The sequence below is a fragment of the Achromobacter sp. HNDS-1 genome (assembly GCF_040084795.1).
GTDB classification, from domain to species: domain Bacteria; phylum Pseudomonadota; class Gammaproteobacteria; order Burkholderiales; family Burkholderiaceae_B; genus Achromobacter; species Achromobacter ruhlandii.
Genome location: NZ_CP157584.1, coordinates 265,345 through 290,527 on the forward strand (window position 1 = coordinate 265,345; position 25,183 = coordinate 290,527).

Below are 25,183 nucleotides of genomic sequence, written 5' to 3' on the forward strand. Positions count from 1 at the left end.
AGCGGCGCCGCCCGTGCCCGCCGTCAGGCCACCGTGACCGGACGGCCGTGGAACGGATAGTTGGGATCGTTGTAGCCGTGGGTCGAGGCGTGGCCCGGCGTGACCCAGCTGTCCACCAGCGCCTCGTCCTCGGGCGTGATGGTGACGTCCAGCGCGGCGTAGTAATCGTCCATCTGCGCCAGCGTGCGCGGGCCGGCGATGACGCCGGTGACGATCGGATTGGCCAGCACCCAGGCGGTGGCGAAATGCCCCGGCTGCACGCCGCGGGCGGCGCTGTGCTCGACCAGCCGCTGCGCGATCCGCAGCGACTCTTCCCGGAACTCGGTGGCCAGGATGCGGCGGTCGCCGCGCCCTGCGCGGGTGTCGGCGGCCGGCGCCTGGCCCGGCAGGTACTTGCCGGTGAGCACGCCGCGCGCGATCGGGCTGTACGGCACCACGCCCAGGCCGTAGTGCTGGCAGGCCGGCAGGATCTCGACCTCGGGGCCGCGATTGAGCATGTTGTAGTACGGCTGGCACACCACCGGCTGCGGCACGCCCAGTTTTTCGCACAGGCGCAGGGTTTCGGCGATGCGCCAGCCGCGGAAGTTCGACAGCCCGAAGCTGCGCAGCTTGCCGGCGCGGATCAGGTCGCCCAGCGCCCACAGCGCTTCTTCCAGGTTTTCCTCGTGGTAGTCGCGGTGCAGGTACAGGATGTCCAGGAAATCCGTGCCCAGCCGCGCCAGGCTCTGCTCCACGCCGCGGATCAGCCACTGGCGCGAATAGTGCGACTGGTTCGGGCCCTTGCCCACCACGTTGCCGATCTTGCTGGCCAGCACCCAGTCGTGGCGCTGCCCTTGCAGCAGCTTGCCCACCACTTGCTCGGACCGGCCGTCGTTGTAGACGTCGGCGGTGTCGATGAAATTCAGGCCGTGGTCGCGCGCGGATGCGACGATGCGCGCGGCCTCGTCATCGGGCGTCTGCTCGCCGAACATCATGGTGCCCAGGCACAGGGGCGATACGCGAAGATTGCTTGATCCGAGACGGCGGTAGTTCATGGCGAAATCCTTGGTCGGCGCGCGGGGTGCGCGGGGGAAGCGAAACAGAAAGCGAAGCGATGCGGCGCGCCCGGGGCGCGGCGGGCAAAGGGGCATGTTGCCAGAAGCCGGCCGGCGCGCCGCTGAAAATCCCTGCGCCGGGCAGGGACTCCACGCGCGGCACGCCCGCGGCGTGTCAGGCCGGCTGGGCGTCCACCGCCGCCAGGATCTTGCCGAACAGCGCATCGGCATGCGCCGAATCGAGCCAGCGCACGATCACCACCAGCTTGCGCTCGGGCTCGACCCAGGTGAACGAACTGCCCGCGCCCACGCCGAAGAAGCTGGACGCCGGCACGCTCGGAAACACGCGGCCCTCGTGGTTCAGCCAGATCAGGTAGCCATAGTACGGCGCGATCGCGCACGGTTGGCGCATCTGCGCAATCCATTCGGGCGACAGCACCTGGCGGCCGTCGGCCGCGCGGCCCTGGTTCAGCAGCATCTGGCCGATCAGCGCCTGGTCGCGGGCGCTGATCGACATGCCGCCGCCCCAGTGCGAGCCGCCCGGCACCGACGGCATGCGCTGGCCGTCGATCTCGACCCAGGCGTTGTCGTAGCCGACCCATTGCCAGTTCTCGCTGGCGCCCAGCGGCCGCGTGACGGCCTCGCGGAACACCTCGGGCAAGGGCCTGCGGAACAGGTGCAGCAGCGCGTACGACAACTGGTTGATGCGCACGTCGTTGTATTCCCAGTACGTGCCGGGCGATTGCAGCGGACGGGCCTCGCCCTTCTTGCCGTCCGGCGGCACGCCGAAGGTGACGGCACGGTAGCGGTCGGCCTGGTCGGAGACGCCGAAGCGCTCGCCTTCCCATTCGCTGGTCTGCTGCAGCAGGTGGCGCCAGGTGATGTCGGCGTTGCGTCCATGATCGAAGCCGATGCCGGGCACGCGCTTGCCGACCGGTTCATCGACATCGGGCAACAGGCCGCGGTCGTGCGCCAGTCCGGCCAGGATCGCCAGGTACAGCTTGGCCACGCTGAAGGTCAGGTCGGCGCGGTCGGGTTCGCCCCACGCGGCGATCTCGCGGCCCTCGCGCTGCACCACGCCCGACACCGGACCGCGGTCGTGCAGCGGGCCCAGCAGGCGGTTCCAGGGCGGCGGATCGTTCTGGTGCACGCCGAAAACGCCGCCGACGCTGCGGTCCCAGGCGGTTTCGTGGTCGTTGGCGAACTGGATCGCCTGCTGCATGAGCGCGTTCATTGTTTCCCTTGTGTTGTCGTTGGCCAGTGGCGCCTGCGAGTATATCCAGGCGCGCGCGACGCGATATCGCCCGGGGCAATAAGCAAGGCGGGAATCAATCGTTGGCGCGGCGGCGCGACGCCGGTAGAGTCCAACGCCCCGCATCATTGAATCCACCGCTGAATCCATGTCGATCCCCCATCGGGCCGCACGCGCCCCCTTCCGCCGCTTCTCCGCCCTGCTCCTGGCCATTGCCGCCGCCTGTGGCGGCGCCGCCCATGCCGAGCAACGCGTCATCCGCGTCGTCGTGCCCTACGGCACCGGGGCGGTGCAGGACACCATCGCCCGCGCCATCAGCGATGAGCTGGGCCGGGCGCTGAACGCCTCGATCGTGGTGGAGAATCGCGCGGGCGCCGGCGGCACGGTCGGCACCGCCCAGGTGGCGCGCGCCACGCCCGATGGCAACACGCTGGTGCTGGCGGCCGCCAGCCACCACATTGCCGGCTACCTGTACAAGAACCTGGGCTACGACCCTTACAAGGACTTCACCGGCGTGGCCTATGTGGGCAACACCGGCTACATCATCCTGGCCTCTTCCAGCCTGAAGGTGGCCAACACGGCCGAATTCATCCAGGCGATCAAGGCCAAACCCGGCGCCTACGATTACGCCTCGGCCGGCAACGGCAGCGCCTCGCACCTGGGCATGGCCGCGTTCCTGACCGCCGCCGGCGCGCAGATGCAGCACATCCCCATGAAGTCCACCGGCGACGCCGTGACCGAGCTGCTGGCCGGCCGGGTGCAGGCCGTCACCGCCGCCACCATCGGCGTCACAGGCTACCGCAACGATCCGCGCGTGACGTTCCTGGCCTACACCGGCAAGCAGCGCTCACGCTTCGCGCCCGACCTGCCCACGGTGGCCGAAAGCGGACTGCCCGGCTATGCCTTCGATTCCTGGCTGGGCCTGCTGGCGCCCGCCGGGATCGCGCCGGCCGAGCGCGACAGGCTCAACGCCGCGGTCAACAGCGTGCTGGCCGATCCCAAGGTGCAGGCGCGCCTGGCGGCGCTGGGCGTGGAGGCCGAGGCCAAGTCACCGGCGCAGTTCCAGGCGTTGCTGAAGGCGGATTGGGAGGCGGCTGGCAAGCTCGTGGCGGCTTCGGGCGCGCGGGTGGAATAGCCGCCGTGATCCCGAGGCCCTGCCCGGCGGCCGGCGCCGCCGCCGGCCAACGCAGCGCCGTCAGCGCTGCAGCACCCCTTGCAGGAACATCGTGGTGATGAAGTCGGCCAGCGCCTCGCGCTCTTCGGCGTTGGGCTCGCGCCGCGTGAAACGCTCGATCACGCCCATGAAGGCATGCGACAGCCAGTCCGGCGGAATGTCCTTGCGGAACACGCCGGCGCGCTGATCGATGCGGATGTTCTCGGAAATCATCTCGACCAGTTCGTCCTTGAGCGCCTCGGCCGCGTCGACCTGGAAAAAGCCGATGCGGGTCAGGTTGCGATCCTCCTGCAGGATGCCCAGCCAGTTGGTCACGCCGCGGCGCACGCGCTCCTCGACCGGCAGGTTCTGCTGGTCTTCATAGAGGCGCGCCTGGCAGACTTCCTGGCGCAAGCGCTGGGCGAACATGCCTACGAGTTCGTCGTAGGCCGCCTGCTTGCCGGCGAAATACTGATAGAACACAGGTTGCGTCACGCCCGCGCGGGCGACAATGTCGCTGATCCGGGTGTGCTGGAATCCGCGCTCGGCGAATTCCGCCGCCGCGACTTCCAGAAGTTGCAGCCGGGTGCGCTCACCTTTCGTCAAACGCTTATCCTGCGGTACAGATGGGGGTGGTGCCGTCGTCATCGCGTGAAAATACTATCCTTCCGGCCTTTTTGCCATACATTCGTGCATACATAGAAACCCTGATGATCCGATTGTCGCGTCCGTTCCACTTTGGCTGCGCCGCCGCGTTCACCCTGGCCCTGTCCGGTTGCGTACCTTACCCCACTTACAAGACGCTGCAGCCACAGTCGGCCATCACCGTGCAGGACGAGGCCGGGCAGCCGGTGGCCGACGCCCGGGTGGTGTTGATCGCCGGAGCCTATCCGTACGGCTATGACCGCTTCCGCAACGAGGCGCGCACCGATGCCGGCGGCCGGGCCCGCTTCGAGGCGCGCCGCGAGTGGCGCGTCGAGGTCCTGGCCATCCATGGCGCGGAAGTGTTCTTCTGGAACTGGTGCGTCGAAAAGGCCGGCTATGCCACCTATGCCACGCAGGACCGCAACGCCGACGCGTTCGAGCCGCAGCCGGTCATCCGCCTGCGGGCCGGACCGTCGACCCCTTGCGACAATCCGCGCGGCTCGCCTTTCATGCGCGAGCCGCCGGCCGCGCGCGGGGCCCAGGCGCCGGACGCCGCCGGCGCGCCGGCGAATCTGCCGCCAAGCCCCTGAAATCACTTGAAATCTTCATAACTCTTGACACAACTATTGCGTCGCGGCGGCGTTACATTACGGTATCGCCAGTGTCCGCGGCACGCGGGCGCCCGGCGGCTCAGGAGCAAGATCATGAAGCGGTTCACAGGTCGTATGGTCGGCGTCGCGCTGGCACTGGCCTTGGCAAGTTCCCCCGCGCTGGCGGGCGGGTATCGGGGTGGATACCACGGAGGCGGCTATCACCATCATCACGGCGGTGGCGGCGGCAGTGGCTGGTGGGTGGGCGGCGCGCTGGCATTGGCGGCCACGGGGCTGATCCTGGCGGCCAATTCCGGCCCCTCGTATGTGCAGACGGGCGTCTACGCGCCCGGCGTGTCGTACTACAGCCCGCCGGTATACGCGGCGCCCGTGTATGAAGCGCCCCCGGTTTACAGCGCTCCCCCGGTCTATGAGGCGCCGACGCAATACGCGCCGGTGCAGTACGAACCGGCGCCGCCGGTCAATCAGGCGCAGGCCAGCGCCTCGACCGATTGCCAGCGCTGGGCCATGAACCAGAGCGGCTACGATCCGGCCACCATCTCGCAATGGACCACGCAGGTCATGGTGGACAGCTACAACCGCGCCATGGATTCCTGCATGAACAGCCGCGGCTACCGGGCCAACTGAGGCGCCCGCTCAAATGCCAACCGGGGCCTGCCGCCCGCCACCACGAGCGCCCCCAGGGGCGCTCGTTGCATGGGCGCGGCCGCTGCCGGGCCGCCCCCGCCGCCGGGCCGCCCCCGCCGCACGGCGCGTCAGGCGCGCCGGCGTCTCCAGCCGTGCCAGGCGAAGAACAACCCGGCGGCCAACGCCAGCGCGGCCGGCAGGACCCAGACGAAACCGCTATCGGTGTAGACGACCTGCTCGACCGGATCGTAATAACGACCCAGTTCGTTGAAATCCCATTTCAGGTATTGCGCGTACCAGAGCCAGCCGAAGAAGGCCGCGCACAGCAGCGACACCACCGCGCCGATCCGCGCCAGCAGGCGTCCGCGTCCGACCCCGGCCACCAGCCGCCAGGCCGTCATCACCCCGGCCGCCACGGCCACCAGCACCAGCCAGTCGCCCACGTTAAACCCCATCGCCGGCCTCCAGGCGAGCCAGGCAGGCGGCCGCTTCGGCCCATTGGTGTTCGCTGAAGACGCGCACGCCCGCCTCGGCCAACAGACGCGCGGTGACGCCGACACCGGGCAGCCGCCGGCCGGAAAAGCTGCCGTCGTAGACATAGCCGCTGCCACAGGAGGGGCTGCCCTCCTTGAGCACCGCGATGCGGATGCCGCGCCGCCGCGCCACCTCCAGCGCCTGCCGCGCGCCTTCGACGAACGGCCGGGTGGCGTCCTCGCCCGACACGGTCATCACGCGGGCGCGGCCGGCCAGTACCGCGACGGCATCGGCGCCCGGCTCGATCTCGGCCGGCGGGCGCGGGATCGGCAGGCCGCCGGCCACCTCGGGACAGACCGACACCACCCTGCCAGCGTCGAGCCAGCCGGCCAGCACGGCGTGATCGCCCGGCACCGAGCGGCCGTCGTAGCGGACGGGATGGCCGAGCAGACAGGCGCTGACGAGAACGTATTGCATCGACATTCCGGGAGATGGACGCATGCGGCCATGCGCCCGGCAAAGGTCTCATCATAGAACAGGCCGCCGCCCTGCCACGCCCGCCGCGCTGGGCGGATCAGGCGTGCGCCGCCTCGCGGGGCCGCCCCCATCGCCGCGCGAGGTGTTGAGTTTCAATAGGCCGCCTCCAGCCATTGCCGCAGCGCCGCATCGCGCACCTCCAGCACCTCGAACAATCCCAGCGCGCGCAAGGCCGGCAGCGCCTCGCGCAGATCGGCGCCGGCCAGTTCGCGGGCGCGCGGCGTGGCGCCCGTGTCGCACCAGAGGCGCGCGTTGGCCAGGAATGCGCCGACCGTGCCTTTGCGCACGGTCACGCCCTGGAAATCCGCGCTGTCGCGGTCGTCCGGCAATACATCCTGGGCTTTCATGGTTTTCTCCAATGGGTGAGCACGGGAACCAGCGTAGTCGCCCATGGCCGGCAAATCTGCGGTATTTTGGTCAATCCATACCGTATTTTTGCCAATCCGCTCGCCCGTCGATCCCTCGCATGACGCGTCCCGCCGATCCCGCCTCGCCCCTGATCGCTCCCGCCCTGGCCGCCGCGCGCGGCGGGCCGCGCCTGCTGGCGGTGCGCCGGCGGGACAAGGCCGTGCGCCACACGGCGCCGCACCGGCACGCGCGCGGGCAGTTGTTTGGCGCTTACGAGGGCCTGCTGACGGTGCTGGCCGGCGACCGCCAATGGGTCGCGCCGGCCGCCCACGCCGTGTGGATTCCGCCCGATTGCCCGCACGGGTTGCGCTCGCATGGCCCCTATGCCGGCTACAGCGTCTACCTGAGCGCGGCGGCGTGCGCCGGCCTGCCGGATGCGCCCTGCGCCTTGCAGGCGTCGGCGCTGCTGCTGGCGGCGGTGGAACGGGCCGCCAGTTGGCGCGGCGACGCCTGGGACGCGGCCCGCCTGCGCATCGTCGAACTGGTGCGCGACGAGATCCGCACCCTGCCGCGCGCCGGCGACGGCCTGACGTTGCCGCGCGATGCCCGGCTGCGGCGGCTGGCGCTGGCCTGGTCCGATGCGCCCGGCGACACCCGGCCGCTGGCGGCATGGGCCGTTGCAATCGGCATGGCGCCGCGCACGCTGGCGCGGCGCTTCCTGGCCGAAACCGGCCTGACGCTGGGCGCCTGGCGCCAGCGCGCCCGGCTGATGCGGGCCCAACAGATGCTGGCGGCCGGCCACGGCGTCACCACCGCCGCGCTGGAGACGGGCTACGACAACATCAGCGCCTTCATCGCCGCGTTCAAGCGGGAATACGGCGTGACGCCCGGCCGCTATGACGGCCGGGGTCCGTTGATCGCCTGAGGCTTGCGCCGCGCGGTCGCGGCCGCGCTCATTCGGCGTCGGCGGCCTTGCGCGGACGGCGCGCGCGCGGCGCGGTCTTGGCCGCCGTCTTGCGCGCGGTCTTGCGGGCCGGCTTGGCCGGTTCGCTGTCCGCCGAGGTGGCGGCGGGTTCTGGCGCAACCACCGCAACCTGCGTTGGGGCTGGCGGCGCCTCGCTGGCGATGTCCTGCGCCGGCGCCGGCGAGGCGTTGCCCGCGCGCGCCGTCTTGGCCGCGCCACGGCCGCCGCGCGTGGCGCGCCGACGCTTGGCGTCGGCCGGTTCCACGGCATCGGGCGCCTCCCGGGCGGGCGGCGCGTCGAAGGAGGCCGCCCCCGCGTCCGGCGCGCCGGCGGGGGCCGGGGCGTCGAACGTTTGCGGCGGCGATCCGGCGCCGGCCTGATCCTGATGCGCCGGACTGTCCTGATGCGCCGGACCGTCCTGATGCGCCGGACGTTCCTGGCGCGCCGGACGTCCCTGATGCGCCTGGCGGTCCTGGCGAGCCTCGTGTTCCTGGCGCTCCGATCGCGGCTGCGGCGCGGGTTGCGCGGCAAGCGCATCCTCGCCCGCCTCGCGCTCCATGTCCGTCGGCGCCCGGCCATCGGCCTGGCCCGCGCCCTGGCGGCCGCCGCGCCCGGCGCCCTGATTCTTGCGAGCGCCGCGCGTACCGCGCCCGGGGCGAACCTCGCTTTCAGCGCTGGCGCCGTCCGCCGCGCCCTCGGCGGCCTCGGCCGCGCGAGGCGCCGACCGGCCCGCCGCCCCGGCCGGCGCGCCGCCGGCGTTGTCGCGATAGACGTAGGTGCCGGATTTCTCCTCGCGCCCGACTTCCAGGAAGCCGCGCGACTGCGCCTCGTCCAGCAGGTTGCCGAAGGCGCGGAAGCCGTAGTACGACTCGTTGAAATCCGGCCGGCGGCGCTTGAGGGCGTCCTTCAGGGCCGAGGCCCAGATCTTGCCGCTGTCGCCGCGCTCGGCCATCAGCGCCTCGAAGGTCTCGACCACCATGTCGACCGCCTGGGTCTTGCGGGCTTCCAGTTCTTCCTTGCGGCGGCGCTCCTCGTCGGGCGAGCGGCGCTGGCCGGCGTTGCCGCCGCCGCGGTTGTCGCGGCGGGCGTCGGCGGCGCGCTGGCCTTCGCGGGCCAGGTCGTCATAGAAGATGAATTCGTCGCAATTGGCGATCAGGAGGTCCGAGGTGGATTGCTTGACCCCCACCCCGATCACCTTCTTATTGTTCTCGCGCAGCTTGGACACGAGCGGCGAGAAGTCGGAATCGCCGCTGATGATGACGAAGGTGTTGACGTGCGACTTGGTATAGCAGAAGTCCAGCGCGTCCACCACCAGCCGGATGTCGGCCGAGTTCTTGCCCGACTGGCGCACGTGCGGAATCTCGATCAGCTCGAAATTGGCCTCGTGCATCGGCGCCTTGAATTCCTTGTAGCGCTCCCAGTCGCAATAGGCCTTCTTGACCACGATGCTGCCCTTGAGCAGCAGGCGCTCCAGCACCGGGCGGATGTCGAACTTCTGGTACTTGGTGTCGCGCACGCCAAGCGCCACGTTCTCGAAGTCGCAAAAAAGCGCCATGCTGACGTTTTCGTTGGCATTCATAAGTGTTTCTCCGTTGCCGCGGCCGCCCCGGCCGCCTGGCGGGGGCGATTGGCCGCGTTTCGCCGCCCATGATATACATTTCCGCTCGCCCCACCCCGCCGACCGCCATGCCCGACGTACCCGCCCCGCCCCCGCTCGACACCGAACGCCTGCTGCTGCGACCGCTGTGCGCGGACGACGCGCCCGCCATCCAGCGCATCTTTCCGCAGTGGGAAGTGGTGCGCTACCTGGCCGAGCAGGTGCCCTGGCCGTATCCGGCGGATGGCGCCCGCACCTACGTGGAACAGGTGGCGCTGCCGGCCATGCGGCGTGGCGCGCAGTGGCATTGGTCGCTGCGCCCGCGCACCGAGCCCGGTCGCCTGATCGGGCTGATCAGCCTGATGCGCGACGACCCGGGCAACCACCGTGGTTTCTGGCTCGACCCGGACTATCGCGGCCAGGGCTACATGACCGAGGCCAGCGAGGCGGTCACGGCCTTCTGGTTCGAGGTGCTGGACCAGCCGGTGCTGCGCGCGCCCAAGGCGGCGGCCAACGACGGCTCGCGCCGCCTGTCCGAGCGCACCGGCATGCGGCTGGTGGCCACCGAGGAACGCGGTTTCGTCTCGGGACGGCAGATGGCCGAGATCTGGGAGATCACGCGCGAGGAATGGCGGGCGCGGCGCCTGTCGGCCCCGCCGGCCCGCACGGACGGCCGCCCGGCCTGAGCGGCGCCGGCGGCCGCCGGCTCGCGCCGCGTGCTTGCCCAGGTGCCGGGAGGAAGGACGCTCCCCCATCCCGGCCAGCCAGGAACCCGTCACCGCGAAATAATTCTGACCCCATTTATTCCGCCGGCGGCTGCGCCCGGGCGCCGGTTCAAGCCGGCGCTTACCGCCCCTTTCGCCCCGTTTTCCGACGGATTGGCCGGCCGCTTGCGTGGCTAGAATTTGCCACCATCCCGCATTCCGTGCACGGGATGCCCCCTCGCAATCGGGCAAGATCCATGAATCCGTCTACCGTCATCGGCGCCGTTGTCGGCCTGCTCACCCTGGTCATCGTCATCGCGCTGGCCGCCACCAACCCCGGCATGTACTTCAACCTGCCGGGCCTGGCCATCGTGCTGGGCGGCACCTGCGCCGCGCTGTTCATCGCCTACCCGCTGTCCGAAGTGATGCGGGTGTTCAAGCTGGTGGTCACGGTGTTCCGCAGCGACCAGCACGACCAGCAGCGCGACATCGAGGAACTGGTCAACATGGCGCAGCTGTGGATGAACACCGACGTCCACAAGGTCGAACAGGAACTCAAGAAGGTCACCAACCCGTTCCTGCGCACGGGCGTGCAACTGATCATCGACAATACCCCCGAAGACCAGATCATCGAGCTGCTGCAATGGCGCGTGGCGCGGCTCAAGGCGCGGGAAATGGCCGAGGCGCAGATGTTCCGCGTCATGGCCACGTTCGCGCCGGCCTTCGGCATGCTGGGCACGCTGGTCGGCCTGATCAACCTGATGTCGGTGCTGGGCGACGGCAGCATGACCACCATCGGCCAGCAGCTGGCCATCGGCCTGATGACCACCTTCTACGGCATCCTGCTGGCCAACCTGGTGTGCAAGCCGATCGCCGTCAAGCTGGAACGCCGCACCGCGCGCCGCGTCGAGTCCATGAACATGGTGCTGCAGGGCATCTCGATGATGTGCGAGAAGCGCGGCCCGGCCGTGGTGCGCGAGACCCTGAACTCGTTCGTCATGCACGTCGAGGACGAAATCTACGACGGCGGCGCCTCCGCCGCGCGCGGCAAGACCGAGGGCCAGGTGTCCTCCGCCGCCAAGCCCGTATCCATTACCCGCCCCGCCGCCGCGCGCCAATGAGCCTGATTTCCCCCTCCCTGGCGCAGCGGATCGAGCAGGCCCGCCAGGCCCAGTTGCGCGCGCAGAAAGCGGCGGCCAACAGCGGCTGGCGCCCCAGCAAGAGCGACCGCAAGGACCGCTACGCCCGCTGGCACGTCGACGACACGGTCGAAAGCGACGCCGAGAACTGGCTGCTCAGCTACCTGGACCTGATCACCCTGCTGCTGGCCATGCTGGTGGTGATGCTGGCCGTGGCGCGCCTGCACGGCGGTTTCTCCGAGCCCGGCGAGAAACAGGTCGACATCGTCGGCAGCCTGGCGGCCAAGGGCCTGCCGGCCTACGACGGCGAATACGCCGAATTCGACACGCCCGCCATCCCGGCCAGTTGGGCCGAACCAGCGGCGCCGGCCGCCACGGCCACCGCCGCCGCCCCCGCGTCCGACGACGGCGAGGTGGTGGCGCAGGCCGCCCCGCCGCTGAAAGCGCCGTCCAAGGAATCACTGGGCCTGGGCGACCTGGGCAAGTCGGTCGACGTCATCATCAACGAGCAATCGGTCAGCTTCCGCATCAGCAACGAGCTGCTGTTCCCCTCGGGCCAGGCCACGCTCAGCCCGTCGGGCCTGGACGTGATCAAGCGCCTGGCCACGATCCTGAACAAGAACGACTACCAGGTCTCGGTCGAAGGCCACAGCGACCCGGTGCCGATCCAGACGCGGCAGTTCGCCTCCAACTGGGAGCTGTCCAGCAGCCGCGCCACCAGCGTGCTGCGCGAACTGGTGCGCGACGGCGTGGCCGGCAGCCGCCTGCGCGCGGTGGGCTACGCCGAGACGCGCCCGATCGAATCCAACGACACCCCGGCGGGCCGCGCGGCCAACCGGCGCGTGGAGCTGATCATGGACATCACCGCGCCGGCCAAGCCTGCCCCGGGGCAGGCCCAGCACGCCGACGGCAAGACCGCCAAGCCGGCGGCCAGCACGGCCCAGGCGCCGCAGCCGGCCGCCGCGAAGGCCGCGCCGGCGGGCGATTCCTGACGCGCTCCCGCGCCCCGGCCCCGGCCGGGAATGGCAAGCGCGGCCGGCCGCATCACGGCCCTGGCGGGAAGGCCCACGCCGCCCTGTCCGAGACATCCCAAACAGCGTAATCTGGCGGCTGCCGGCCGGGCGCCCGATGCATGTCGGGGTCCGCGCCCTCGCGCCCCTCCAGGCGCCCCTGCCACTAGGAACCGTCCATGCCGTACATGCTTCTCATCGTCGAGCCTCCCGGCCAGCGCGCCGAGCGCACGCCCGAGGAAGGCCGCGAGGTCTACGCCCAGATGGTGCGCTACGCCGAAGGGCTGCAGGCGCGCGGCCTGCTGGCGCGCGCCGAATCCCTCAAGTCCGATGCGGACGGCGTGCGGCTGCGCGTGCGCGACGGCCAGCGCACGCTGGTTGACGGCCCCTTCGCCGAGGCCAAGGAGATGATCGGCGGCTTCTTCCTGCTCAACTGCGAGGATCGCGCGCAAGCGCTCGCGCTGGCGGCCGAATGCCCCGCGGCGCGCTGGGCCACGGTCGAGGTGCGCGAGCTGGGGCCCTGTTTCATGTAGCGCCGGGGCGTGGCCACCGGCGGGCGGGCTAGGTATTTACCCTGAACCGCGCGTTCCGATGTCGATCCACGCGCCGCTCATGCGTCGTGCCAGTACCGACCCCGCCGCGCCCCGCGGCCGGGGCCATCGATACCAGGAGATTCCCGATGCGATTCATGATCATCGTCCGCGCCAACGCCGACAGCGAATCCGGCAGGCTGCCCGAAGCCAGCCTGCTCGACGCCATGGCGACCTACCATGAAGGCCTGGCCAAGGCCGGCGTGCTGCTCGACGCCAGCGGCCTGCAGCCGTCGTCCAAGGGCTGGCGGGTGCACTACGACGCGCAGGGACAGCGCAAGGTCATCGACGGCCCGTTCGCCGACACCAAGGAACTGATCGCCGGCTACACGGTGATCCAGGCCCGCTCGCGCGAAGAAGCCCTGCAATGGACGCTGCGCTTTCCCGACCCCTTCCCCGGCCAGCCCTGCGAAATCGAGGTGCGGCAGATGTATGAACTGGAAGACTTCGGCCCCGGCCAGGAGATCGACCGTTTCCGCGAACTGCCCGGCAACGGCCAGTGAACCGCCCCATTCCCCTGAACGACGCCCGCCGCGAGACCCATCATGCACAAGCAGATCTTCGTCAACCTTCCCATCGCCGACATGGCGAAATCGCAGGCCTTCTTCAAGCGCCTGGGGTTCAGCTTCAATCCGCAATTCACCAATGACCAGGGCGCCTGCATGGTGGTCGGCGACAACATCTACGTCATGCTGCTGGTGAAGGACTTTTTCCAGGGCTTCACCAACAAGCCCGTCGTCGACGCCAAAGGCGGTACCGAAGCCCTGATCGCGCTGTCCTGCGAAAGCCGCGCCGAAGTCGACGACCTGGTCGCGCGCGCCAAGGCGGCCGGCGGCACGGCGCCGCGCCCGCCGCAGGACCACGGGTTCATGTACGGACACGGCTTCGATGACCTGGATGGCCACATCTGGGAAGTGTTCTACATGGAACCCGGCGCCACACCGCAGGCATGACCGCCCCGGCCGGATCGGCGGCAACCCACCGCGCCATCGAGGCCGTCTGGCGCATCGAGGCCGCCAGCGTCATTGCCGGCGTCGCGCGCCTGGTGCGCGATGTCGGCCTGGCCGAGGAACTGGCCCAGGACGCGCTGGTGGCCGCGCTGGAGCGCTGGCCGGCCACCGGCGTTCCGGACAACCCGGGAGCCTGGCTCATGACCACCGCCAAGAACCGCGCCCGCGACCGCTTGCGGCTGGACGCCATCCACCGCCGCAAGCACGAGCAGATCGGCCACGAACTGGAGGCGCTGCAGGCCGACGTCGAGCCCGATTTCGTCGAGGCGCTGGATGCCGCGCGCCAGGACGACATCGGCGACGACCTGCTGCGGCTGGTGTTCACCGCCTGCCATCCGCTGCTCTCGACCGAGGCGCGCGTGGCGCTGACGCTCAGGCTGCTGGGCGGGCTGTCCACCGCCGAGATCGCGCGCGCCTTCCTGGCCTCGGAGTCCACCATCGCCCAGCGCATCGTGCGGGCCAAGCGCAGCCTGTCGGCGGCGCGCGTACCCTTCGAAGTGCCCGGGCCGCGGGAACGGACGCAGCGCCTGGCCTCGGTGCTGGAAGTGATCTACCTGATCTTCAACGAAGGCTACGCCGCCACCTCGGGCGAGGACTGGATGCGGCCGGCGCTGTGCGACGAAGCACTGCGGCTGGGCCGCATCCTGGCTGAATTGACGCCCGGCGACAGCGAGGTGCATGGGCTGGTGGCGCTGATGGAACTGCAGGCCTCGCGGCTGCACGCCCGCAGCGACGCCCAGGGCCGGCCGGTGCTGCTGCTGGAGCAGGACCGCGGCCGCTGGGACACCCTGCTGATCCGCCGCGGCCTGGCCGCGCTGGAACGCGCCGAAAGCCTGGGCGGGGCCAGCGGGCCGTATGCGCTGCAGGCAGGGCTGGCGGCCTGCCACGCGCGTGCGCGCCGGCCGGAAGAGACCGACTGGGCGCGCATCGTGGCGCTGTACGACGCGCTGGCGCAGGCCATGCCGTCGCCGGTGGTGGAACTGAACCGCGCCGTCGCCGTGGGCATGGCCTTCGGCCCGCAGGCCGGGCTGGACCTGGCCGACGAACTGGCGCGCGATCCAGCGCTGGCCAACTACCACTGGCTGCCCAGCGTGCGCGGCGACCTGCTGGCCAAGCTCGGGCGCCCCGCCGAGGCGCGCACGGAATTCGAACGCGCCGCCGCCATGACGCGCAACGCGCGTGAACGCGAGATGCTGCTGGCCCGGGCGCGGGGGCTGCCGGCGGCGGACTGAGCGCCGCCGCGCCCCCTCCCCCATCCCGGCGGCCGCGCGCCGCGCGCGCCCTGCAGGCCCCCACGCCGCCGGACACGCCGGCGCCGGACGTGCTTAAATCCCGTCATGGCCTCCCTCCTGCCCTCCGCCGGCGGCCTGCCCGCCGCGTCCGACGCGCGCCCCGAGCCGCCGCTCGCGGGGGTGCCGCAGGCCTTCGACCATCCCAACGACCGCGCCGAATTCCGCCGCCCGGCGCACCGCCCCGGCATCGAGCTGTACCGCGCCCACATCATTCGCCACGCCTTCGAGCCGCACACCCACGAGGCCTATGGCCTGGGCGCCATCGAAACCGGCGTGGAGCGCTTCCGCTACCGCGGCGCCGAACATCTGGCGCCGCCCGGCTCGGTGGTGCTGATGAACCCGGACGAACTGCACACCGGCCGCGCCGAGACCGCGGGCGGCTGGCGCTATCGCATGGCCTATATCGACCCGGACGTGGTCGCCGAAGTGGCCGGCGAGGCCGGCTGGTGGTTCGATTGCGCGGTGGGCCATGACGCCGCCAGCGCGCAGCGCGTCACCGCCCTGCTCGACGCCCTGTGGGGCGCGCGCGAACCGCTGGCGTTCGATAGCGCGCTGCACGCGTTGCTGGCCGAGTTCCGGCGCCATGCGCGCGTGCCGGCGCCGCCGCGGCCCGAAGGCGCGCCGCGCTTCGCACCGGTCATCGACTATCTGCGCGCCAATCTGGCGCGCCGCCTGACGCTGGAGGAGCTGGCCGCCGTGGCCGGCCTCAGTCCGTTCCACTTCCTGCGCAGCTTCCAGGCCCAGTACCACGCCACGCCGCAGCAGACGCTGATGGCGCTGCGCCTGTTCGAGGCCAAGCGCCTGCTGGCCGCCGGCGAGCCGCCCGCCCAGGCCGCGCTGGCCGCCGGCCTGACCGACCAGGCCCACCTGACCCGCGCCTTCACCCGCCGCTACGGCGTCACGCCCGCCCGCTACCAGAGGCAGGTGCGCGCCTGAGCCGCCCGGCGCCGGGCCGCCCACCGGCTGCCGCGCCGGGCTGGCGGCCCGCAGCAATCTGGTACAAGACCGGCCGCCCCGGCCGCCGCTAGACTGCCCTGTCTATCAAATACCCGTTGGGAATCTTCATGTGGGCAGGAACCTTGTACGCGCTGGCGGCCGGACTGATGTGGGGGCTGGTGTTCGTCGGCCCGCTGCTGCTGCCGGAATACCCCGCCGCCCTGCAATCGGTGGCGCGCTATCTGGCTTTCGGCCTGATCGCCATCCCGCTGGCCTGGCTCGACCGCAAGGCGCTGCGCCAGCTCAGCCGCGCCGACTGGATCGAGGCCCTGAAGCTGGCCGCCATCGGCAACCTGCTGTACTACCTGTGCCTGGCCAGCGCCATCCAGCGCGCCGGCGGCCCGGTGCCCACCATGATCATCGGCACGCTGCCGGTGGTGATCGCCATCTGCGCCAACCTGCGCAACGCGCGCCGCGACGGCCGCCTGCCCTGGAAGCGGCTGGCGCCCTCGCTGGCGCTGATCGCGCTGGGCATCGCCTGCGTCAACCAGGTCGAATTGCAGGCGCTGCGCCAGGAGGCCGACGCCGACCTGTCGCGCTACGCCATCGGCGCCGTGCTGGCGCTGGGCGCGGTGGCGTGCTGGACCTGGTATCCGCTGCGCAACGCCGATTGGCTGCGCGACCATCCGGGCCGCAGTCCGCGCACCTGGGCCACCGCCCAGGGCGTGGCCACCCTGCCGCTGGCGCTGGCCGGCTACGGCCTGCTGTGGGGCGGCATGGCCGCCACCGGCAGCGGTTTCGATATGCCGCTGGGGCCGCGCCCGCAGGTGTTCCTGGGCCTGATGATCCTCATCGGCCTGTTCGCCTCGTGGCTGGGCACACTGTGCTGGAACGAAGCCAGCCAGCGCCTGCCGACCGCGCTGGCCGGGCAGTTGATCGTGTTCGAGACGCTGGCGGCGCTGGCCTACGCCTTCATTCTGCGCGGCAGCATGCCGCAGCCGTTGACGCTGGCCGGCATCGCCCTGCTGATGATCGGCGTGCTCAGCGCGGTGCGGGTCAAGCCCGAGCCGCTGCCCGCTTAGACGGCGTCGGCGCTCAAGCGCGCGCCGGCAAGCGGACAAGGCCGCCAGGCCCTAGAATGCGAGGCGCTTTTTTTTGCGCGATCCAGGACCTGGATGCCATCACCCGGATCGGGACCATGGCCTGGCGCCGCCGGGCCGGCCGACCGGGACGCCGATCGATACCACACGCCTTCATGAAAACAACAACGGTTGCCCTGGCCGCGCTGGCATTTTCCGCGCTGGTTCAAACTTCGCCTTCCCATGCCGAGAACATCAACGGCAGGAATCTGTTCCAGCAACGCTGCGCCATGTGCCATGGCGCGGACATCAAGGGAAGCGGGCCGCTGGCCAGGAAAAGCAACCCGCCCACCCCGGATCTGACCACCGCCGCCTTCAGGAAGCGGCTGATCGACTATCCGGGCGTCATCGTGTCCTCGGTGATCCTGCGTCCCAACGGCGACCTGATTCCCAGGACCTTGCGCGAAAACGGCGTGAAGGTGCCGCCGCACGCCTGGACGGTCAAGGATTTCCGCGACCTGAATGAATACATGACCGGCGTGATAGCCAAGAGCCGCTGACGCATGATCCGCCGCCCTGGCCGACGCGCGCCGGTGGCAATGCCATGGCGGCGCGCGCACGACCGCGGCTAGATGATCTCCGACAGCCGCCGCAGGTCGTCGATGACCTCGAACGCGCCTTCGTCCAGCAGGCGCTTGCGCTGGTCCGGCCCGTTGTGCGAGGCGCCGATGTAGCCCACCGCGCGCATGCGCGCGGCGCGGGCGGCGCGCACGCCGGGCACGCTGTCCTCGACCACCACGCACTCCAGGATCGCGGTGCGCATCTGCCGCGCGGCGAACAGGAACACGTCCGGCGCCGGCTTGCCATGCGCCACCTGCGCGGTGCTGAATACGTTGGGCGCGAATTCCTCCCACAGCCCGACCAGTTTGAGCGCCGCCTCCAGCTTGGGCGGCGTGCTGCTGGAGGCCACGCAATACGCCATGCCGCGCTGGCGCAGGGCGGCCAGGGTCTCGCGCACCCCGGGCAAGGCGCGCAGCTCCTGGCGGAAGGTGTCCTGCAGCCGGTCGGCGTACTGGCGCGGAAAATCCGCCGGCAAGGCGCGCGCGTTCTCGTCCTGCAGGGTCTGCCACATATCGGCGTCGGGAATGCCGGCGAATCGCCGCGCCGCTTCCTGCGGCGTGATGGCGATGCCGTGTTCGGCCAGCGCGCGCGACTGGGCGCGGGCCGCGATGATTTCGCTATCGATCAGGACGCCATCGCAATCGAAGATGACCAGGCGCGGGGCGGGCGTAGGCATGGAGACTCCAGCGGGAACAATGCCCCATGATAGGCCGTTCGCATGACAGCCGCCGCATCGGCGCGCCGCGACCGGATCCCGCCCTTACAAGCGGGCGCCGTGCAGCCGCCGCAGGCGCCAGGCGATGGCCACGCCGCCCAGCGCCGCCGCCGCCACCACCAGCGAGGCCTGCGCCCAGCCATAGCGGTCGATCACCCCGCCCACCGTCACCGGCCCGATCACCTGCCCCAGGTTGCTGCCCATCATCACCAGGCCGACCGTGGCCGCCGTCAGCGCGGGCCGCGGCGCCACCCGCGGCGCGGTGCCCAGCAGCGTCGCCGGGATCAGGCCGCCCACGGCCGAGAACAGCACGCACAGCAGGAAGGTCGGCATCGCCGGGAACACCGAGCGGAAAATCAGCAGCGCCACCCCGCCCATCGCCACGCTGGCGCAGGCGATCAGGGTCGAGCGCCGCCAGCCGCGCGACAACAGCACGCCGGCGCCCAGGTTGCCGATGATGTTGGCGGCGCTGGCGGCCGCGCTGTACAGCCCGGCGGTGGCCAGCGGCAGGCCGAGCTTGTCCATCAGCAGCACCGGCAGGAAGGTGAACAGCGCGAAGAACATCAGGCTGTAGAGCGTGAATGACGCCGCCAGCAGCATCGGGCCGGCCGCGCCCAGCGTATCGGTGGTGTCCTGCCGCAGCCCGCGCCAGGACAGGCCGGCGCCGGCGGGCGTGGGCGGCGCCAGCGCGGCGACGCAGGCCAGCGCGATCACGGCGGCCGCGCCGGCGCACCACCAGTAGGCGTGCCAGTCGCCGAAGGCCTGCGAGGCCAGCATCGCGATCGCCATGCCCGCCGGCATGTAGCAGCTCCACAGCGCGAAAGCCAGGTCGCGGCTGGCGGGCAGCACCAGGCGCTGCAAGGCCGCCGGACCGGCCACCGTGATCAGCAGGAACCCCAGGCCCTCGACCACGCGCGAGGCCAGCAGCGCGCCATAACCTGGCGCCAGCGCGCCCGCCGCCGTGCCCGCCGCGACCGTCGCCAGGCCCGACAGCAGCATGCGGCGCGCGCCGAAACGCGCGATCACGCCGCCCGCCGCGATGCCGCCCAGCACGCCCAGGATCGAGAACACCGCCGTCAGCGTGCCGATCGACGCCAGGTCCAGCCCCAGGTCGCGCCGCAGCAAGGGCGCCGCGATGATCACCTTGCCGACCTGCAACGACGCCACTACCCCGGCGCCCACGATCGCCAGCACCGCCCCCCAACGGGTCGCCGCCGGCTGGCCGGCCCGCGCCGCGCCTTCCACCTTGTCCATCCGTGCCTCTCCTCGCTTGCAATGCCGCCAGCATGCCGGCCGGAACTGATTCTGATAAGTGATAATCTTTTGATGGAACCGATCTTGAAAATAGATCAGGACGCACGATGATAGACGCCCTCACCCTGGACCAGCTACGCGTGTTCGCGGCCGTGGCCGACACCGGCAGTTTCCGCGCCGCCGCCCGCCAGCTGGCGCGGGTGCAGTCGGCCGTCAGCCATGCCATCGCCAACATGGAAACGCAGCTGGGCGTGAAGCTGTTCGACCGGGGCGGCCACCGCCCTGTCATGACGCCGGAAGGCCAGGCGCTGCTGGCCAATGCGCGCGACATCCTGCTGCGGGTCGACGCCATGCGGGCCCGCGCCCAGGGATTGGGCGAAGGGGTCGAGCTGGAACTGTCGCTGGCGGTGGACACCCTGTATCCGATTGCCCAGGTCGGCGCCGCGCTCAACCGCCTGCGGGCGGCCTATCCGTCGGTCGCCACGCGCGTCGCGGTGCTGCCGCTGGGCGGACCGATCGCCGCGCTGCTCGATGGCAGCCACCAGTTGGGCATCATCGCCGGCGAACATTTCCGTCATCCGCGCATCGCCATGCAGGCGCTGTCGTCGGTGCAGATGGTGGCGGTGGTCGGCGCCAGCCATCCCCTGGCCGCGCGCGTGGCCGACGGCGCGGCGCTGAGCGCGCCCGATCTGGCCGATCACCTCCAGGTGGTGCAGATCGATCCGTCCACGCTCAGCGCCGGCCGCGACTTCGCGGTGCTGTCGCCGCAGACCTGCCGCGTCAGCGGCCAGGACACCAAGCATGCGCTGATCCTGGCAGGCCTTGGCTGGGGCCGCCTGCCGCTGTGGCTGGTGGCGCGCGACCTGGCCGAAGGCCGGCTGCTGCGCCTGCCCACCGGCAGCCTGGGGCGCGGCAGCCAGGTGGCCACGGAGGTCTACCTGGCGCATCGCATCGACCAGCCGCTGGGCCCGGCGGCGCGCACGCTGGCGGCGGCGCTGGCGGGGGACTGAGCCGGCGCGCCTTATCGGCGACAAACGCCCGCCTACAGCGCCCGGCGGCGCACCGACGCGCGGGCCGGCGACTGTCCCGCCCACCTCGGCGCCGACCATCGAAAGCGCGCGAATCCGGGCCCGCCCGCCTCAGGCGCGCGGCGGCTGCGCGTAGCTCACGCCCATGCCGGCGCGCACGTCGTTCTGGAGGCCGTATGGCGGGATGGGATAACGCAGGCCATTGGCCGACAGCGCCTTCATCCCTTCGATCGCCATGGGCAGGTAGCGCGGCGGCAACGCCATCAGCATTTCCTCGTCCGGCACGCCGCCGTAGCGGCGCTCGGCATAACAGGGCAAGGACAGGCTGGGCTCGCCGGTGGCCAGCGCCCGCCCCCAGGAGTCGGCACAGGCGGTCTCGCCCACCACGCTCCAGTCGAAGCGCCGGTAGTTTTTCCACTGCAGGCCATTGATCAGGATGATCATCTGCCCGGGCGTCGCATAGATCAGGCAGATGTCGGGCGGATCGAGCCGGCCCGAGGCCAGCGGCGACACCACCATCGCCCGGTACCTGCCCGCCGGCACGCAGGACAGGGCCTCCTGGCGGGCGCGGGCGTCGGCCTCGGTGGCGTGCCACACGCCGACGTACTCCTTGCCGCTGCGCCAGGTCTCGTCCTGCGGCCCCAGGCCGATCACCGCGCGGCACTGCGCGCCGACCAGGTCGTCGCCGGTGATGCCAACGGTCCAGCCCAGCCGCGCCGCCATGCCGACGATCTGGTCGGTGGTATGGGTGGCCTTGGGCCGGCGCAGCCCCTTCACGCCGGCCAGCGCCGCCTCGTCCTCGTACAGCTTCATGCCGATGACCGTGGTCTTGAGCCGCAGCAGGCGGTTCAGGTCATCGACCAGCGCCGCCCAGTCGCGCGGCGCATCCTGCGGGGTCACTTGGGTTGTCTCTTCCATGCCCGTCCTTTGGACTTGTCGTTGGAACGGGCAAGACTACACGAGCGCGGCGCGCGCGCGCCAACCTGTGCGGCCGCAACCGCGCCGCCCGCGCTCAGGGGCGGCAGGACTTCATCAGGTACTTCGGCGATTCCTCGTAGCCCTGGCGGTAATAGAAGCGGTGCGCGTCAGTGCGGCGCTGGTGGCAGTGCACCTCGATGCGGTCACAGCCGCGCGCCCGCGCCAGCGCCTCGGCCGCCTCTTCCAGCGCCCGGCCCACCCCGCTGCCGCGCGCCGCGTCGCTGACACAGAAATAGGTGATGCGGCAGAAATCCCCGGGCAGCGCCAGTTGCGCCATGAAGTGCAGGCCGATGAAGCCCAGCAGCCGGTCGCCCTCCTCGGCCACCAGCAGCTCGGCATCGCGGTGCCCCAGCAGGCGTTCGATCTTCCCGGGCACGAAGCCCTCGGTGCCGGGATAACCCAGTTGGGCCAGCAGGTCAGCGATATCGGCGGCGTCGCCGGCCTGTGCATTGCGGATGATCATGGCGCCTCGCGCAAAAGCGTGGATGCTAGGCTGGCACGATGTCGCCGCGATGACCGCGCCCGGCCCCGCGCGCCGGGGCGTCAGACGCGGTTGTCATCCTGCCGCAACATCCCGAACAACGCCTGCACCGCCGGCGAGCCGGCCGCGCCCGGCGCCGCGGCCAGGGCAAAGCGCCGCCGCACCGGCGCGGCCAGCGGCAAGACGCGCAGGCCCCGGCGGTTCTCCGGCAGCGTCAGTTCCGGCACCAGCGCCACGCCAACGTTCTCGCGCACCAGCGCAAATGCGCTGGCCCATTCCATCACCGTGGCGCGCACATCGGCCAGCGCCAGCCCGGCGTCCGCCGCCACGCTGCCGGCATGCACGCTGCAACCGCCGGTGGCCAGCACGAAGGGCTGCGCCACCAGTTGCGCCAACGTCACCGACGCGCCGCGCGCCAGCGGATGCGCCGCCGGCAGCACCGCCACCCAATCGTCCTCGCCGAGCGGACAGGTGGCCCGGCCGGGGGGAGGATTCAACACCACGCCCACGTCCACGGTATCCGCCGCCAGCAGGTTCTCGATCTCGCTGTCGCTGGCTTCCAGCGGCACCACCTCGATGGCCGGATGCAATTGGCGAAAGCGCCGCAACACCGGCGGCAGGATGGTCGAGAACACCATCGGGAAACTGGCCAGCCGCAACACCCCGCCGGGCGCGCCGGACGCCTCCTGCGCCAGGGCGCGGATGCGGTCCAGCGCGGCCAGCATGACGCGCGCCTCCTGCGCCACCCGCAAGCCCAGCGCGGTGGGCACGCTCTGGCGTCGCTCGCGGGTGAACAGCGGCGCGCCCAGGTGCTCTTCCAACTGGGCAATGGCCTGGCTGGCGCCCGACTGCGTCATGCCCACCTGTTTCGCGGCGTGCGTGATGTTGCCGGCGTCCACCACTGCCAGCAACAGCCGCCAATGGATCAGGTTCATCATGGCATCAGTTCAACTTATTTCATGTTTATGAAGCAGTAATTTTACGGATACTTCGGTAATAGGCATCCTGACGCTTCCCCCTTCCTGGAATGCCTTGCATGAAGCTCTACTACGCCCCCGGCACCTGCTCGCTGTCCCCCCACATCGTGCTGCGCGAACTCGGCCTGTCTTTCGACCTTGCGCGAGTCGACAACCGCAGCAAGCGCACCGCCGACGGCGGCGACTTCCTGGCCATCAACCCCAAGGGCTACGTCGCCGCGCTGCAACTGGATGACGGCCGGGTCCTGACCGAAGGCCCCGCCATCGTCCAATACCTGGCCGACCTGCGGCCCGAGGCTGGCCTGGTCCCGCCCGCCGGCAGCTGGGCCCGCAGCCAGTTGCACGAATGGCTGAACTTCATCTCGGCGGAAATCCATGGCGGCTTCGGTCCGCTGTTCAATCGCGATCTGCCCGAGGCGGCACGCGCGTGGTGGCAGGCGCGGCTGGAAAAGCGACTGGATTACGTCGCCGCCGCCCTGCGCGAGCGGCAGGCCCTGGTACAGGATCGCTACGGCGTGGCCGACATCTATCTGTACTCGGTGCTGCGCTGGGCGCCGCAACTCGACGTGGACCTGACGCGCTGGCCTGTCTTGATGGAATTCCAGCGCCGCGTCGAAACCCGCCCTGCCGTGCGAGCCGCGCTGGCCGCGGAAGCGCAGGGTTGAGCGGCAAGGGAACCGCGCGCCATCGCCCCCACTAGCCGCCTGGCCTGCGGCGCGCTATGCCCCGATGGTGCGCAGCGCCCGCTGGCAGATGCGCTGCGTCGCCGCGACCGGGCTGTGCGTCAGCCAGCGCGCGCACACCCGCCGGACCCAGTCGGGCTGGTCCTTGCTGGCGTCGTTCAACCAGTTCGCCACCGAATCCTGCACATAGACCGCCGGATCGGCGCGCAGCGGCTCCAGCAGCGGCAGCGCCCGCCCCGGATCCGACTTGAGCGCGGCGATGTGCGCGCACCAGACGCCGCGTGGCCGCAGCGCCTCGCTGGCAAAGCGGCGCAGGCGCTCGGACGGCAGCGCCGTCCAGGGTTGCAGTTGCGTGATGGCCGCGTCCAGCTCGGCCGTCAACGCCGGCCGCAGCGCCAGCCAGGCCCATTCGCGCACGCCGAAGTGCGCGTCGTCGGCCAACGGCCGGATGCGCGCCAGGCGCTGCGCCAGCGGCACATCCGGCGCCGCCCCGATCATGAAGCAGGCCCAGCCGCGCGCGGTGTCGGACGCCTGCGCCGCCATCTGCGCGCAGCCGGCCGGGCCCAGGCGTTCATGCAGGATGCGCGCCGCCACCGCCATGCGCCTGGAGATGCCCAGCCCCGCCGCGGCCCGCATGGCGGCGATGCCATCGGCGCCCACCTCGGGCGCCAGCGCCTGCATCAACCGGGCAAAGTCCACCGCCAGGCACTCGGTCAGGTGCGTGGCCGGCGCGCCCGCGTTCAGCCGCGCCAGGCGGTCGGCGCCGATGTCCTTGACGCCTCGACGGGCGGCGCTCATGGCGCATCCTTCGCCAACGCCGCGCGCCCGCTGTCGGTGCCGCGCCATACCTTCGCCAGCAGTTCGCCGAGCTGGCGCCGCTCGGTGGGCGAAAGCGGGTCGAACAACGAGCCGATCCACTGCGTGTGCTCCTTGAACAACCTGGCCGCCGCCGTCCTGCCCTTGGGCGTCAGGACCACCGCGATCCGGCGCCGGTCGTCCTGCCCCGGCTGGCGCGAAACGAAGCCGTCGCGCTCCAGTCCATCGAGCAGGCCGGTGACGGTGGCGCGCGTCACGCCCGCGCGCGTCGCGAGTTCGTGCGGCGACAGGCCGCCCGCCTGACCGTGCAGCAGGAACAGCAGCACGAACTTGCCTTCCGATAACTGCCGCGGCGCCAGGCGCGCGGCGCAATCGCGGTCGATGGCGCCGGCCAGGGCCAGCACCTGCAAACACAACCGCATGCCGTCCTCGGATTGCAGCCCGCGGCGGGCGGCCTCGTCCAGCAGCGCGTGGTGCTTGGGTTCCAGCATGGCGGAAATAAGGGAAATGGCGGGTGGCATGGGGTTTCGGCATTTGATACGGCAGCATATGATAAGGCGACTAATCATATGAGGCAACCCGGCGGGACATGGCGACATCCCGCCGAGCGATCGCCCCGCGCGGCGCC

Annotated in this window: 30 protein-coding genes; 16 read left to right on the forward strand and 14 right to left on the reverse strand. The window is 71.0% G+C overall.

Going from position 1 to position 25,183, the window contains the following annotated elements:
• Window positions 1-23: 23 nt before the first annotated feature.
• Window positions 24-1,034 (reverse strand): aldo/keto reductase, encoded by a 1,011-nt coding sequence (locus tag ABFG95_RS01165; protein ID WP_063583600.1) that lies wholly within the window; start codon window positions 1,032-1,034, stop codon window positions 24-26.
• Window positions 1,035-1,209: 175 nt separating this feature from the next.
• On the reverse strand, window positions 1,210-2,268 hold the full coding sequence (locus tag ABFG95_RS01170; RefSeq protein WP_348995320.1) for a serine hydrolase: 1,059 nt from the start codon (window positions 2,266-2,268) through the stop codon (window positions 1,210-1,212).
• 166 nt (window positions 2,269-2,434) lie between these two features.
• Here ABFG95_RS01170 and ABFG95_RS01175 point away from each other — a divergent pair, with 166 nt between their 5' ends.
• Window positions 2,435-3,421 carry a tripartite tricarboxylate transporter substrate-binding protein gene (locus ABFG95_RS01175; protein WP_238910058.1) on the forward strand — a complete coding sequence of 329 codons (987 nt, stop codon included), beginning with the start codon at window positions 2,435-2,437 and terminating at the stop codon, window positions 3,419-3,421.
• Between the two features lie 60 nt (window positions 3,422-3,481).
• Here ABFG95_RS01175 and ABFG95_RS01180 read toward each other — a convergent pair whose 3' ends face one another.
• A complete protein-coding gene (locus ABFG95_RS01180) occupies window positions 3,482-4,045 on the reverse strand; it encodes a TetR/AcrR family transcriptional regulator (RefSeq protein ID WP_231891541.1) in 564 nt (187 codons plus the stop codon).
• Window positions 4,046-4,149: 104 nt separating this feature from the next.
• Between ABFG95_RS01180 and ABFG95_RS01185 the strand changes: the two genes are divergently transcribed.
• Together ABFG95_RS01185 and ABFG95_RS01190 are read left to right on the forward strand one after the other, a co-directional pair.
• A complete protein-coding gene (locus ABFG95_RS01185; protein WP_254601320.1) occupies window positions 4,150-4,674 on the forward strand; it encodes a carboxypeptidase-like regulatory domain-containing protein in 525 nt (174 codons plus the stop codon).
• Between the two features lie 114 nt (window positions 4,675-4,788).
• Window positions 4,789-5,322 (forward strand): hypothetical protein, encoded by a 534-nt coding sequence (locus ABFG95_RS01190; RefSeq protein ID WP_348995321.1) that lies wholly within the window; start codon window positions 4,789-4,791, stop codon window positions 5,320-5,322.
• 128 nt (window positions 5,323-5,450) lie between these two features.
• Here the strand turns inward: ABFG95_RS01190 and ABFG95_RS01195 are convergent, their stop codons facing one another.
• From ABFG95_RS01195 to ABFG95_RS01205, 3 genes are all read right to left on the reverse strand, one after another.
• Complete coding sequence (locus tag ABFG95_RS01195; RefSeq protein ID WP_348995322.1) at window positions 5,451-5,777, reverse strand: hypothetical protein; 327 nt, start codon at window positions 5,775-5,777, stop codon at window positions 5,451-5,453.
• Window positions 5,767-6,273, reverse strand: a complete 507-nt coding sequence (locus tag ABFG95_RS01200) for a DUF523 domain-containing protein (RefSeq protein WP_059270929.1) — start codon at window positions 6,271-6,273, stop codon at window positions 5,767-5,769. Before ABFG95_RS01200 ends, ABFG95_RS01195 begins: the two co-directional genes overlap by 11 nt.
• 152 nt (window positions 6,274-6,425) lie before the next feature.
• Window positions 6,426-6,680: a hypothetical protein gene (locus ABFG95_RS01205; RefSeq protein WP_238910057.1), complete on the reverse strand. Its 255-nt coding sequence runs from the start codon at window positions 6,678-6,680 to the stop codon at window positions 6,426-6,428.
• A 119-nt stretch (window positions 6,681-6,799) separates the two neighbouring features.
• Here ABFG95_RS01205 and ABFG95_RS01210 point away from each other — a divergent pair, with 119 nt between their 5' ends.
• Complete coding sequence (locus ABFG95_RS01210) at window positions 6,800-7,606, forward strand: helix-turn-helix transcriptional regulator (RefSeq protein ID WP_348995323.1); 807 nt, start codon at window positions 6,800-6,802, stop codon at window positions 7,604-7,606.
• Between the two features lie 28 nt (window positions 7,607-7,634).
• On the opposite strand, the gene ABFG95_RS01215 is transcribed toward ABFG95_RS01210, so the two are convergent.
• Window positions 7,635-9,224, reverse strand: coding sequence for an NYN domain-containing protein (locus ABFG95_RS01215; RefSeq protein ID WP_348995324.1), 1,590 nt, complete (start codon window positions 9,222-9,224; stop codon window positions 7,635-7,637).
• 107 nt (window positions 9,225-9,331) lie between these two features.
• Here ABFG95_RS01215 and ABFG95_RS01220 point away from each other — a divergent pair, with 107 nt between their 5' ends.
• The 10 genes from ABFG95_RS01220 (at window position 9,332) to ABFG95_RS01265 (ending at window position 17,562) form a co-directional block, all read left to right on the forward strand.
• Window positions 9,332-9,928 carry a GNAT family N-acetyltransferase gene (locus ABFG95_RS01220; protein WP_059270935.1) on the forward strand — a complete coding sequence of 199 codons (597 nt, stop codon included), beginning with the start codon at window positions 9,332-9,334 and terminating at the stop codon, window positions 9,926-9,928.
• Between the two features lie 275 nt (window positions 9,929-10,203).
• Window positions 10,204-11,067: a MotA/TolQ/ExbB proton channel family protein gene (locus ABFG95_RS01225; protein WP_054416575.1), complete on the forward strand. Its 864-nt coding sequence runs from the start codon at window positions 10,204-10,206 to the stop codon at window positions 11,065-11,067.
• Complete coding sequence (locus ABFG95_RS01230) at window positions 11,064-12,077, forward strand: OmpA family protein (RefSeq protein WP_063568855.1); 1,014 nt, start codon at window positions 11,064-11,066, stop codon at window positions 12,075-12,077. Before ABFG95_RS01225 ends, ABFG95_RS01230 begins: the two co-directional genes overlap by 4 nt.
• Before the next feature lie 197 nt (window positions 12,078-12,274).
• Window positions 12,275-12,628 carry a YciI family protein gene (locus tag ABFG95_RS01235; RefSeq protein ID WP_059270940.1) on the forward strand — a complete coding sequence of 118 codons (354 nt, stop codon included), beginning with the start codon at window positions 12,275-12,277 and terminating at the stop codon, window positions 12,626-12,628.
• Window positions 12,629-12,774: 146 nt separating this feature from the next.
• The gene (locus ABFG95_RS01240) at window positions 12,775-13,188 is read left to right on the forward strand and encodes a YciI family protein (RefSeq protein WP_054416578.1); all 414 of its coding nucleotides are present in this window, start codon (window positions 12,775-12,777) and stop codon (window positions 13,186-13,188) included.
• Window positions 13,189-13,230: 42 nt separating this feature from the next.
• Window positions 13,231-13,638, forward strand: coding sequence for a VOC family protein (locus ABFG95_RS01245; protein ID WP_054416579.1), 408 nt, complete (start codon window positions 13,231-13,233; stop codon window positions 13,636-13,638).
• On the forward strand, window positions 13,635-14,927 hold the full coding sequence (locus ABFG95_RS01250; RefSeq protein WP_348995325.1) for an RNA polymerase sigma factor: 1,293 nt from the start codon (window positions 13,635-13,637) through the stop codon (window positions 14,925-14,927). Before ABFG95_RS01245 ends, ABFG95_RS01250 begins: the two co-directional genes overlap by 4 nt.
• 180 nt (window positions 14,928-15,107) lie before the next feature.
• Window positions 15,108-15,923: an AraC family transcriptional regulator gene (locus tag ABFG95_RS01255; RefSeq protein WP_054504457.1), complete on the forward strand. Its 816-nt coding sequence runs from the start codon at window positions 15,108-15,110 to the stop codon at window positions 15,921-15,923.
• 128 nt (window positions 15,924-16,051) lie between these two features.
• Window positions 16,052-17,005 carry a DMT family transporter gene (locus ABFG95_RS01260; RefSeq protein WP_059270943.1) on the forward strand — a complete coding sequence of 318 codons (954 nt, stop codon included), beginning with the start codon at window positions 16,052-16,054 and terminating at the stop codon, window positions 17,003-17,005.
• Window positions 17,006-17,178: 173 nt separating this feature from the next.
• Window positions 17,179-17,562 carry a cytochrome c gene (locus ABFG95_RS01265; RefSeq protein WP_059270944.1) on the forward strand — a complete coding sequence of 128 codons (384 nt, stop codon included), beginning with the start codon at window positions 17,179-17,181 and terminating at the stop codon, window positions 17,560-17,562.
• Window positions 17,563-17,630: 68 nt separating this feature from the next.
• On the opposite strand, the gene ABFG95_RS01270 is transcribed toward ABFG95_RS01265, so the two are convergent.
• Together ABFG95_RS01270 and ABFG95_RS01275 are read right to left on the reverse strand one after the other, a co-directional pair.
• Complete coding sequence (locus tag ABFG95_RS01270) at window positions 17,631-18,299, reverse strand: HAD family phosphatase (RefSeq protein WP_054416583.1); 669 nt, start codon at window positions 18,297-18,299, stop codon at window positions 17,631-17,633.
• Between the two features lie 84 nt (window positions 18,300-18,383).
• On the reverse strand, window positions 18,384-19,592 hold the full coding sequence (locus tag ABFG95_RS01275; protein ID WP_238910050.1) for an MFS transporter: 1,209 nt from the start codon (window positions 19,590-19,592) through the stop codon (window positions 18,384-18,386).
• A 107-nt stretch (window positions 19,593-19,699) separates the two neighbouring features.
• On the opposite strand from ABFG95_RS01275, the gene ABFG95_RS01280 reads away from it, so the two are divergent.
• Entirely contained in the window at window positions 19,700-20,602 is a 903-nt protein-coding gene (locus tag ABFG95_RS01280; RefSeq protein WP_063568860.1) for a LysR family transcriptional regulator, read from the forward strand.
• Window positions 20,603-20,731: 129 nt separating this feature from the next.
• Here the strand turns inward: ABFG95_RS01280 and ABFG95_RS01285 are convergent, their stop codons facing one another.
• The 3 genes from ABFG95_RS01285 to ABFG95_RS01295 form a co-directional block, all read right to left on the reverse strand.
• On the reverse strand, window positions 20,732-21,538 hold the full coding sequence (locus ABFG95_RS01285) for a DUF169 domain-containing protein (protein ID WP_348995326.1): 807 nt from the start codon (window positions 21,536-21,538) through the stop codon (window positions 20,732-20,734).
• Between the two features lie 94 nt (window positions 21,539-21,632).
• Window positions 21,633-22,061 (reverse strand): GNAT family N-acetyltransferase, encoded by a 429-nt coding sequence (locus ABFG95_RS01290; protein WP_100505578.1) that lies wholly within the window; start codon window positions 22,059-22,061, stop codon window positions 21,633-21,635.
• 80 nt (window positions 22,062-22,141) lie between these two features.
• Window positions 22,142-23,017: a LysR family transcriptional regulator gene (locus ABFG95_RS01295; RefSeq protein WP_348995327.1), complete on the reverse strand. Its 876-nt coding sequence runs from the start codon at window positions 23,015-23,017 to the stop codon at window positions 22,142-22,144.
• A 98-nt stretch (window positions 23,018-23,115) separates the two neighbouring features.
• Between ABFG95_RS01295 and gstA the strand changes: the two genes are divergently transcribed.
• Window positions 23,116-23,721 (forward strand): glutathione transferase GstA, encoded by a 606-nt coding sequence (gstA, locus tag ABFG95_RS01300; protein WP_175146823.1) that lies wholly within the window; start codon window positions 23,116-23,118, stop codon window positions 23,719-23,721.
• Window positions 23,722-23,775: 54 nt separating this feature from the next.
• Here the strand turns inward: gstA and ABFG95_RS01305 are convergent, their stop codons facing one another.
• Both ABFG95_RS01305 and ABFG95_RS01310 read right to left on the reverse strand, forming a co-directional pair.
• On the reverse strand, window positions 23,776-24,537 hold the full coding sequence (locus ABFG95_RS01305) for a DNA alkylation repair protein (protein WP_348995328.1): 762 nt from the start codon (window positions 24,535-24,537) through the stop codon (window positions 23,776-23,778).
• Window positions 24,534-25,076, reverse strand: coding sequence for a MarR family transcriptional regulator (locus ABFG95_RS01310; protein WP_348995329.1), 543 nt, complete (start codon window positions 25,074-25,076; stop codon window positions 24,534-24,536). The genes ABFG95_RS01305 and ABFG95_RS01310 overlap by 4 nt, the downstream gene beginning before the upstream one ends.
• Window positions 25,077-25,183: the final 107 nt, after the last annotated feature.

What these genes read in the sequence shown, in the direction of transcription:
- ABFG95_RS01215 (WP_348995324.1), bottom strand. Translation starts at nt 9,224, where the DNA reads ATGAATGCCAACGAAAACGTCAGCATGGCGCTTTTTTGCGACTTCGAG.
- ABFG95_RS01205 (WP_238910057.1), bottom strand. Translation starts at nt 6,680, where the DNA reads ATGAAAGCCCAGGATGTATTGCCGGACGACCGCGACAGCGCGGATTTC.
- ABFG95_RS01280 (WP_063568860.1), top strand. Translation starts at nt 19,700, where the DNA reads ATGATAGACGCCCTCACCCTGGACCAGCTACGCGTGTTCGCGGCCGTG.
- ABFG95_RS01240 (WP_054416578.1), top strand. Translation starts at nt 12,775, where the DNA reads ATGCGATTCATGATCATCGTCCGCGCCAACGCCGACAGCGAATCCGGC.
- ABFG95_RS01290 (WP_100505578.1), bottom strand. Translation starts at nt 22,061, where the DNA reads ATGATCATCCGCAATGCACAGGCCGGCGACGCCGCCGATATCGCTGAC.
- ABFG95_RS01170 (WP_348995320.1), bottom strand. Translation starts at nt 2,268, where the DNA reads ATGAACGCGCTCATGCAGCAGGCGATCCAGTTCGCCAACGACCACGAA.
- ABFG95_RS01245 (WP_054416579.1), top strand. Translation starts at nt 13,231, where the DNA reads ATGCACAAGCAGATCTTCGTCAACCTTCCCATCGCCGACATGGCGAAA.
- ABFG95_RS01165 (WP_063583600.1), bottom strand. Translation starts at nt 1,034, where the DNA reads ATGAACTACCGCCGTCTCGGATCAAGCAATCTTCGCGTATCGCCCCTG.
- ABFG95_RS01265 (WP_059270944.1), top strand. Translation starts at nt 17,179, where the DNA reads ATGAAAACAACAACGGTTGCCCTGGCCGCGCTGGCATTTTCCGCGCTG.
- ABFG95_RS01295 (WP_348995327.1), bottom strand. Translation starts at nt 23,017, where the DNA reads ATGATGAACCTGATCCATTGGCGGCTGTTGCTGGCAGTGGTGGACGCC.
- ABFG95_RS01220 (WP_059270935.1), top strand. Translation starts at nt 9,332, where the DNA reads ATGCCCGACGTACCCGCCCCGCCCCCGCTCGACACCGAACGCCTGCTG.
- ABFG95_RS01185 (WP_254601320.1), top strand. Translation starts at nt 4,150, where the DNA reads ATGATCCGATTGTCGCGTCCGTTCCACTTTGGCTGCGCCGCCGCGTTC.
- ABFG95_RS01250 (WP_348995325.1), top strand. Translation starts at nt 13,635, where the DNA reads ATGACCGCCCCGGCCGGATCGGCGGCAACCCACCGCGCCATCGAGGCC.
- ABFG95_RS01285 (WP_348995326.1), bottom strand. Translation starts at nt 21,538, where the DNA reads ATGGAAGAGACAACCCAAGTGACCCCGCAGGATGCGCCGCGCGACTGG.
- ABFG95_RS01270 (WP_054416583.1), bottom strand. Translation starts at nt 18,299, where the DNA reads ATGCCTACGCCCGCCCCGCGCCTGGTCATCTTCGATTGCGATGGCGTC.
- ABFG95_RS01190 (WP_348995321.1), top strand. Translation starts at nt 4,789, where the DNA reads ATGAAGCGGTTCACAGGTCGTATGGTCGGCGTCGCGCTGGCACTGGCC.
- ABFG95_RS01225 (WP_054416575.1), top strand. Translation starts at nt 10,204, where the DNA reads ATGAATCCGTCTACCGTCATCGGCGCCGTTGTCGGCCTGCTCACCCTG.
- ABFG95_RS01195 (WP_348995322.1), bottom strand. Translation starts at nt 5,777, where the DNA reads ATGGGGTTTAACGTGGGCGACTGGCTGGTGCTGGTGGCCGTGGCGGCC.
- ABFG95_RS01275 (WP_238910050.1), bottom strand. Translation starts at nt 19,592, where the DNA reads ATGGACAAGGTGGAAGGCGCGGCGCGGGCCGGCCAGCCGGCGGCGACC.
- ABFG95_RS01260 (WP_059270943.1), top strand. Translation starts at nt 16,052, where the DNA reads ATGTGGGCAGGAACCTTGTACGCGCTGGCGGCCGGACTGATGTGGGGG.
- ABFG95_RS01235 (WP_059270940.1), top strand. Translation starts at nt 12,275, where the DNA reads ATGCCGTACATGCTTCTCATCGTCGAGCCTCCCGGCCAGCGCGCCGAG.
- ABFG95_RS01230 (WP_063568855.1), top strand. Translation starts at nt 11,064, where the DNA reads ATGAGCCTGATTTCCCCCTCCCTGGCGCAGCGGATCGAGCAGGCCCGC.
- ABFG95_RS01305 (WP_348995328.1), bottom strand. Translation starts at nt 24,537, where the DNA reads ATGAGCGCCGCCCGTCGAGGCGTCAAGGACATCGGCGCCGACCGCCTG.
- ABFG95_RS01200 (WP_059270929.1), bottom strand. Translation starts at nt 6,273, where the DNA reads ATGCAATACGTTCTCGTCAGCGCCTGTCTGCTCGGCCATCCCGTCCGC.
- ABFG95_RS01210 (WP_348995323.1), top strand. Translation starts at nt 6,800, where the DNA reads ATGACGCGTCCCGCCGATCCCGCCTCGCCCCTGATCGCTCCCGCCCTG.
- ABFG95_RS01310 (WP_348995329.1), bottom strand. Translation starts at nt 25,076, where the DNA reads ATGCCACCCGCCATTTCCCTTATTTCCGCCATGCTGGAACCCAAGCAC.
- gstA (WP_175146823.1), top strand. Translation starts at nt 23,116, where the DNA reads ATGAAGCTCTACTACGCCCCCGGCACCTGCTCGCTGTCCCCCCACATC.
- ABFG95_RS01175 (WP_238910058.1), top strand. Translation starts at nt 2,435, where the DNA reads ATGTCGATCCCCCATCGGGCCGCACGCGCCCCCTTCCGCCGCTTCTCC.